Below are 7,655 nucleotides of genomic sequence, written 5' to 3' on the forward strand. Positions count from 1 at the left end.
ATTAATTTCCTGTTAAATGCGGGCTTCTACAGGATTGAGGTGAATGTAGCGGCTTACTTCCAACATACCTTTTTCATCATCAATCAGCTTGCTGAAATAGCGTTTTTCAAACACATGTGTTTTCGCTCACATAATATTGGGCCACTTCGCTCATGAAAACGTAAGCCACTCCATTTCCAGAAAAAACACCGTCTTGATATGGAGTGAGAGGGTAACCATTCAGCCCCTGCAAGAAAAAGTTCACGAGACCTGTTTTGGTTTCACCTTCCTTGTCCATACTGATACCAACAAATCAAAGGAAGGTGAACACGATGGTAAAAACCGTTTTTGATTTTTCACAAGCGGTCTTCACACTCGAAAGTATAGTAGCGAAAATGGAACGTCAAGCACAAACAATCGCCAAACTTACTCGAGAACTGGAACAATTACGTCAAGAAAACCAACAACTACGTCAAGAAAACGAGCAATTAAAAATACGTATCGCAGAACTGGAAGCTCGCAATAAAAAAACAGTACCAATAGCCATTTGCCGCCATCTTCTGACCGGTTTGTGACCAAGCCTTCCTCCTCGAAAAAATCAGAGAAAAAGCCAGGAGGTCAACCAGGGCATCAAGGAACTACGCTTCGCCAAGTTTTGAACCCAGATCATCGTGTGGTTCATCGGGTAACTCGTTGTGACGGCTGCCGTCGTTCATTGGAACAGGTCGCTCCTCTTCGAGTAGACATTCGCCAAGTGTTTGATATCCCTATGGTGCAGATGGAAATCACTCAACATGAACGGGAAATCAAGTGCTGCCCACATTGCCATCGTGTTCAACAGGCGGAGTTTCCTTCTCATGTCACGAATCATGTGCAATACGGCCCTACCCTCGCTTCGCTCTCTTTATACTGGAGTCACGTCCAGTTCATTCCGTATGAGCGCATGGCGGAAATGATCGAAACATGGTTTGGTCACTCCATGAGCGTAGGGACGCTCGTGCATATGGTCCAACGGGGGTACGAATCCATTCGTTCCTCCATTCCATCCATTGAGGAGGCGTTACTCGACTCGCCCATCTTGCATGTCGATGAGACGAGTATGCGCATCAACGGGAAAAACTTCTGGGTGCATGTCGCTTCGACCGAGACCCATACACGACTCGCTCCGCATCGTTCGCGAGGCAAAATCGCTACGGATGAAATCGGCCTCCCTCCGCGTTACAAAGGAACGATGATGTACGATGCGTATAGCGTCTACCCGAAATATCAACAAGCGACGCACGCGCTTTGTCACGCCCATCATCTTCGCGAATTACGCGAATTCGCTGAACTGCATCGCCACGCATGGGCCAAAAAGATGATCGACACCTTGTTGGGGATGAAGAAAGCAGTGGAACAATCCAACGGCTTATTAAGCGAGTCCGAAGCGAAACGATGGGAACAGATCTATGAGCAGGTACTCGTGAACGCCCAGCAGGAGTTGGATGCCCGTTCTTCTTCCTCATCCGTGAAAAAGGCACAAGCGTTTGTCCGTCGCCTGCAAAATCGGAAAGGAGAAGCGCTGCGCTTCTTGCGTGAGGCACATGTACCTTTTGATAACAACCAAGCGGAGCGAGACTTGCGCATGGTCAAGGTGAAACAAAAAATTTCGGGTTCTTTTCGCCAAGAAAGTGACGCAGAGGCGTTTTGTGTCACGCGAAGCATTGTTTCCACCATTGAAAAACATCGCAAACCGGTCTGGGACTCCTTGTATCGACTATTGATGGGCGAGTCACTAGCCACGATCCTTTCTTAGGCGTTGGCATTTTCCGTACAGGAAATGCCCTAGACGTGTGTGTCTTTATATATGACACTAGTACATGAGTGAATAGTTACGTGAGAGGAATGATAGGCTTGTTGCCTATCGAAACACCTTGGTGTGTCGCCTTTCGATTGAAGTCATGCCTCTAGAGGCTCCATGTCAAGACACTCCAGATTTACCATTTGTCAAGTTTGAAGTGGCTCACAAAGATGTAATCGGAGTGGCTTAAAATTCAAATTGAGCCACTTTCCAATGGTTCGATCACATAAAAAATGAGCCACCTGATTTCCAATTTTCATATTCTCCCTTATGATGATTAGGTGCCAAAACTTTTCATCAGAGGGAGAGAAAAAGAATGATCAAGATGGCTCAATTTCATCATATCAAAATCTTGCACGAGGTAGAAGGGCTGTCCCAACGACAAATTGCCAAAAAATTAGGGATTTCTGGGCAAGGTGCCTGTGCACCGTGCCCAAGCTAAACCTACATAGCCCCCCCTACAGTACTATAAATACGTATTAATCAGCTGTTTGATAAACGATGAAAATTCAGCATCCTCATCTGCAAATTTCACAATACGTCCTCTATAAAAATCAATATCTAATTGACTTTCCGTTCTTTTCAACTGAAAAATGAGCTCCCTAACAAAATCGCCGACTTTATTTCTACTTTGGACTAGTTTTTCTCTATTTAAATCCGCATGTTGAATTGTCGTTTCCCCTCTAGGGTGTAGCGCAATAACTTCGCCAGTCACTACATCAAACGTAATGTATTGCTCTGGATCCTCTGTTGTCGGATCAACGATAGGATAGCTATCATTCCACTGATCTCTTTTTGCCTGATTACATCTTGAGCAACACCAATGTAAGTTGTTCCAATCATACGTTAAGTGATGAAATGGTGGAAGGGATTTCGGCTTTAGGTGCTCAATTTGTTCATAACTTTCGACACCAATGCCGTTTTCGCAATAACAACACTTCCCTTTATACATCTGCTCTAACGCTTTCTTTACATCCGGTTGCTTGTATTTTTCTCGCAGCGACTTTGGAACTTGACTCCATCCACCTCTTAATTGAATTTCCTGCAACAATTGTTTCGTCCATCGATCAGCATTGTTTTTTAGACTAAGGGGAATGTCTGTGCGTGTCACTTTCTTCATTTCTCTTTGCTCATCCCCTTGAGCTCATCACCGATGGCACTCAACTTAGCTAACGTGACTGCAGGATCGTTTTCTGGAAGGATGCGATATAACTCTTTCGACTTTGCTTCAAGTCGCTGCTTTTCTTCCACGCTTAATGTTCCTCGTACTTGTTTAGAATATAGGCGCTTAATTTCATCAATTTTTTCTTGTATGGCAGGCACTCTCGTATATGTTTCCATAATCGTTGTCAATACATTTTCAACAAGCCAACCGTACGGACTACTTTGACGTTCATCTACGATATGTCCGTCTTCTTCATACAGACGAATAATTTCGCCTTCTCGGCAAGAAGAGATGACAATCGGTGCATGTGTCGTCGCAATAAACTGCACTTTCGGAAACGTCCGCTTTAAATCTTCCACGATCCTCCATTGCCATTTAGGATGCAAATGTAAATCGATTTCATCAATCAACACAACCCCTGGGGTTTCTTTTACCGCATTTTCTTTGAACTGAGGATTTAACATCGCCATGCGAAAAGCTAAATCTGCCACCATCCCGATGACACTTCGATATCCTGCACTCATCAGACGCAACGGCATATACTGTTTGCCGAGATGAACCATTACTTCCTCTTCCTCAAAATCGTACACAACACGTACACGTTCCTCGTCTTCAATAAGACCTTTCATGAACTCTTCCACGGCTTTTAACACAGCCTCTAATTCCCCTATTTTTTTCTGTTTTTGAATCTTTACCATCGTCATTCTTCTTAACCAATTGACAAATAATTTAATGTTTGACTCTGCCTCTAAGCAATCGATGTAACCAATAAATCTTGATAAGTCTTGGCGTTGAAAGGGGTCAACCCATTTATTTTTCTTTTGGGAAAACAATCTGCCTGCACTTTGATACGCGATTAGAGGGAGAGTCACATGATGATTTTTCTCTTGCGTGATTTGTTTTTGCATTTCACTCGCGTAATGAATAATTTCCTTCGCCTGCGTTCGAGTCGTTTTTCCGTTTATCGTTTCAATCGAACGACGCCACGTGAACTCTTTATCATGTATCACTCCCGAGCAGGTGACAGAACATGGAAATTGCTTTTCCAAAGTAACAGTTGCATCGCCCACTTTATCCCATTCTGTGCGAATTTCTTGCGTATATATATTTCGCGTCGCAATTCCGTCAATCCCTGCTAAAAATCCACCTAATCCAACACCTAATGCTTCTAATACAGACGTTTTTCCCGTTCCATTATCACCAACTAGTAATGTAAAACGCTCATTAAATGTAAACGTTCGACGCTTAAAGTTTTTAAAATTTTCAACCTCCATTGTTCTAATGATCACCGTTGCACTCCCCTTTCACCTAAGCAATTTGATTTTATACAATGAATGAAAGAACAAATTTCCACCATTTACATAAGTTTAAAATAACATACTATTCTTTTAAACTTAATATATCATATGTGAAGAGCCACTTTTATAAAAAGTGTTGACTTTTTCCTTTTTGTTTATTCAAAAGATGTAAACTCTATTTCATGCAGCTATAGATGACAGCTAATGAGATGGTACTAATCGCTTGCTTTTCTGTTTATTTCAAACGTATCTTTGACACTCCTCTCAAATATATCCTTTTTCTTTCAGCGACAAATATCTGTCAGGGCAAACAATCAAATGGTCTAGCACATCAATGCCAACAATTCCCCCAGCCTCTACTAGACGTTTCGTTACCTCAATGTCCTCCCTCGACGGCTCGCAATGACCGCTGGGATGATTATGGGCGACGATGATGGAAGCCGAGTTGGAGAGAATGGCAGCCTTCATCACTTCCCTCGGATGCACGATGCTAGCGTTCAGGCTGCCGACATGGCAAACGTTGATGGCGGTCGGCTGGTTTTTCGTGTCCAAACAAACGACGACAAACACCTCCCGATCGGCATCGGCAAGAAACGGCTTCAACAGCTTATACGCATCCTTTGGCGATTGAATGCGCCGCTCCATGTACAACACACTCGACTCCCGAACGAGCTTCAGGCTCACAATGTTCACGCGCTTTGCGGGCTGAATCATCGACTCTTGTAAATTTTGTCCTTTACGTTTCATGTACATTTTCCTCCTCAAATAAAAATCGCCCCCATTCCAAACGGAACAAAGGCGTTCAAAAGATAATATATATATTCCAAACCTCGTTTAATGCGAAAAAAAGAAACAAAGAGCCATGTGACTCTCTGTTTCTACCAATCTTCGACAAACTTCGGGGCGTGACTGACCGAACCGAATTAGAGATTACCAAAAAGAAGTAACCGTCTTAATCCGTTGGTCGCGGGAGAGCGGTTACTTCTTTTTGTTTACATAGACGACGATGGTGACAGTCAATGTCCACATTCCAATGATACCTATTCCTCAAGTACCTTGTTTAGCTTCTTATCAAAAGTATATACCTGGTATCCCTTCACTTTATTATAGGCGTATAAAAGGGTATCGACAAAGTCCAGCCGTCTTTTGCCAAACAGAATGAGCGCTTCTTCTAATATTTCAATATCATCCACGTCGATATTATCGTATTTAAACAGTTCTAAAAGAGTATCACATATCTCGTCATTTTTTACTCTGTACACTTTTTCAAGAACATAAACGACTTCAACTACTACCTCATTCGGCAATAACACCTTGTTATTTTCAATAATCGTTGCGGCTTTCGCTGACAAATCATCATGATCATTAAGCAAATATCTTAGGATAATGTTTGCATCAACGATTTTCATATTGATCCACCACGGCTTTAGACCAAGCATCGCTTTCTTGAGCTCGCAAAACCTCGTTTTTATATTTTGACAGCGCTCCCCTCAAGCTCTTTTTTTCCACTTGTTCTACATCTTCTTTATCTGTATAGGGAAGGATAATGACTTCTACTTTCCTGTTTTTTAATTTTTCAGGTATATCTATGAATTTTTCTAAATCATTGCTGTTTTTTATGACTCTCACGAAATCCATACCTTTTCGCTCCTTTCAATGAAAATGGAACTTCTTAAACATATTATACCATTTAACTGTACACGATAACATGAAAATTCACTTTATTTCATGTAACTTTGGATAAAAAAGGAGATTTTTTGGCGATAGCGAATAAGATCATGTCGAAAATTTTATAAAACCAGTTATAGAAAGGGAGAGGAGAACATGAAATTGCTTCCATACTCTTTTGCAATTACACCTCTTTTTAACTTTATTGCCAACAAGTCGATGGAAGCGGGTTTACTTGTGTATCGTAGCAACAAGGAACAAACGGTACAATTGTTTATGAAGGATAAGATTACGGGAGAAAAGAAGCGCATAGGGGCTATTCAATATGAGGGAAGCAAGGATTACACAAAAAAAGAACCTTATATCATCAATTGGCGCTTTGAACGAGGATTGTTGACAAATGAACTTAGACAAGATTTAGAGGCGATTACGTCGTTTCGCAGAGACAAAAATGAAGGACCACCGATCAACTCGAACGCCCAGTCCATTGCATTTAAGTTTCGGCAGTTGACGGATGCCGACAAAGAAACGATCGAAGAGATTGTGGCAGTTTTAAAAAAACATTTGTAGACCTATGGGGCTAGTTGAGCGCTAGCGCTCAACTAGCCTAAGCGTTACAAGTGAATACGCCAATAAGATGCCATCGGGTGTCACTTGAAACCTTGCCATCGAATAGGCACGGATTCAACTCCCCCACTCAAGTAGCTGTTTCACTTTTTTTTCGGAAGCGCATCCGTGGCGAAGAAACACAGCGGGCACTCCCGCTCCGTACAATCGAACGTTTTCTTTTCCAAAAATATTGCCTACTCGGTCACATAAGCTTTTTAATGGAGCTTTAGGCTTGTATTTTTCCCACTCTTGTCGATAAAGCCATTTGTCGGGAAATCCCTCTTGAAAGTTGACGATCGAGCATTTTACTAAACCGTCCTTTTTCCGCGCTGATAAAATCGTGCGATAAAGGAAATCGTCCTCTGGGAGCGAGTAGCCAAGCAAAACGATATGTTTCGCATGTTCGATTGCCACTTTCATATCCCGTTGAATTTCCTCTAAAAATGGCGGATGTTGCTCTTTCAATTGCGTTTGCATCACCATCGCTGTATGATGCGACTGGGTGATTTGCCCGCAATGTACGCATTGAATGGCGTCACGGATCCCATTTTGATAAGCTTTTTTTTCTTCTTCCGAACGTGGGTGGTAAAACGATAACGATGGCAAAATCATCGGTGGGAACAACGTCTTAGAATAAATGCTCCACTCATCCCCTAAATACACCGTCAATTTTCCACAGTTCGGACATTCGCGAAACCCGTAACACCCATGTGGAAAATAAAATTTTCCGACGCGCACCCTTCTACCTGGGTTATACTCTGAATCGTTCAAACGTTGAACGACTGTTTCATTGAATGGAAACCATTGGGATGGATTGTTTCCGTCGACTCGCCGCACCGCCATAAAATGCGCCAAATCGTGAAATAGCTTCAACCGATTGCCATCGTTCGGTACGACAACCGGTGCACGATGATTTAATTTTCGATGGGCGTTAAAAAGCAACCATAACAATAACGGATCCCAGTTCATGCTGATGACCGCGTAGCTAAACAAATAAAACTCCCGATCTGTCAACGGAACCTTTTTACTCACATTTCGCACCCTAACAAGGTCAAAACAAAGGATTTTTTATTTAGTTTTTCAGAATAACTTTTTG

8 protein-coding genes and 3 pseudogenes are annotated in these 7,655 nt (G+C 42.3%); 3 read left to right on the forward strand and 8 right to left on the reverse strand.

Annotation, left to right across the window (positions count from 1 at the left end; genetic code table 11):
- Positions 1–15 precede the first annotated feature (15 nt).
- Positions 16–117: pseudogene (locus M4I42_RS15820) on the reverse strand (transposase); the annotation flags it as partial.
- A 194-nt stretch (positions 118–311) separates the two neighbouring features.
- Between M4I42_RS15820 and tnpC the strand changes: the two are divergent.
- A pseudogene (tnpC, locus tag M4I42_RS15825) lies at positions 312–1,774 on the forward strand (IS66 family transposase).
- 361 nt (positions 1,775–2,135) lie between these two features.
- The gene (locus M4I42_RS15830; RefSeq protein ID WP_268853028.1) at positions 2,136–2,261 is read left to right on the forward strand and encodes a hypothetical protein; all 126 of its coding nucleotides are present in this window, start codon (positions 2,136–2,138) and stop codon (positions 2,259–2,261) included.
- Between the two features lie 24 nt (positions 2,262–2,285).
- On the opposite strand, the gene M4I42_RS15835 is transcribed toward M4I42_RS15830, so the two are convergent.
- From M4I42_RS15835 to M4I42_RS15855, 5 genes are all read right to left on the reverse strand, one after another.
- Positions 2,286–2,939: a retron system putative HNH endonuclease gene (locus tag M4I42_RS15835; protein WP_268853029.1), complete on the reverse strand. Its 654-nt coding sequence runs from the start codon at positions 2,937–2,939 to the stop codon at positions 2,286–2,288.
- Positions 2,936–4,273 (reverse strand): AAA family ATPase, encoded by a 1,338-nt coding sequence (locus M4I42_RS15840; protein WP_268853030.1) that lies wholly within the window; start codon positions 4,271–4,273, stop codon positions 2,936–2,938. Before M4I42_RS15840 ends, M4I42_RS15835 begins: the two co-directional genes overlap by 4 nt.
- A gap of 273 nt (positions 4,274–4,546) precedes the next feature.
- On the reverse strand, positions 4,547–5,029 hold the full coding sequence (locus M4I42_RS15845; RefSeq protein WP_268853031.1) for a JAB domain-containing protein: 483 nt from the start codon (positions 5,027–5,029) through the stop codon (positions 4,547–4,549).
- A gap of 293 nt (positions 5,030–5,322) precedes the next feature.
- Positions 5,323–5,691: a PIN domain-containing protein gene (locus M4I42_RS15850; protein ID WP_268853032.1), complete on the reverse strand. Its 369-nt coding sequence runs from the start codon at positions 5,689–5,691 to the stop codon at positions 5,323–5,325.
- Entirely contained in the window at positions 5,678–5,920 is a 243-nt protein-coding gene (locus M4I42_RS15855; protein ID WP_268853033.1) for a hypothetical protein, read from the reverse strand. The genes M4I42_RS15850 and M4I42_RS15855 overlap by 14 nt, the downstream gene beginning before the upstream one ends.
- 186 nt (positions 5,921–6,106) lie before the next feature.
- Between M4I42_RS15855 and M4I42_RS15860 the strand changes: the two genes are divergently transcribed.
- The gene (locus tag M4I42_RS15860) at positions 6,107–6,520 is read left to right on the forward strand and encodes a hypothetical protein (RefSeq protein WP_268853034.1); all 414 of its coding nucleotides are present in this window, start codon (positions 6,107–6,109) and stop codon (positions 6,518–6,520) included.
- A gap of 21 nt (positions 6,521–6,541) precedes the next feature.
- Here M4I42_RS15860 and M4I42_RS15865 read toward each other — a convergent pair.
- Together M4I42_RS15865 and M4I42_RS15870 are read right to left on the reverse strand one after the other, a co-directional pair.
- Positions 6,542–6,634: pseudogene (locus M4I42_RS15865) on the reverse strand (IS982 family transposase); the annotation flags it as partial.
- Positions 6,635–7,591: a hypothetical protein gene (locus M4I42_RS15870; protein ID WP_268853035.1), complete on the reverse strand. Its 957-nt coding sequence runs from the start codon at positions 7,589–7,591 to the stop codon at positions 6,635–6,637. It abuts the pseudogene before it with no gap.
- Positions 7,592–7,655 lie beyond the last annotated feature (64 nt).

The sequence above is a fragment of the Anoxybacillus sp. J5B_2022 genome (genome assembly GCF_026847645.1).
Classification (GTDB): domain Bacteria; phylum Bacillota; class Bacilli; order Bacillales; family Anoxybacillaceae; genus Anoxybacteroides.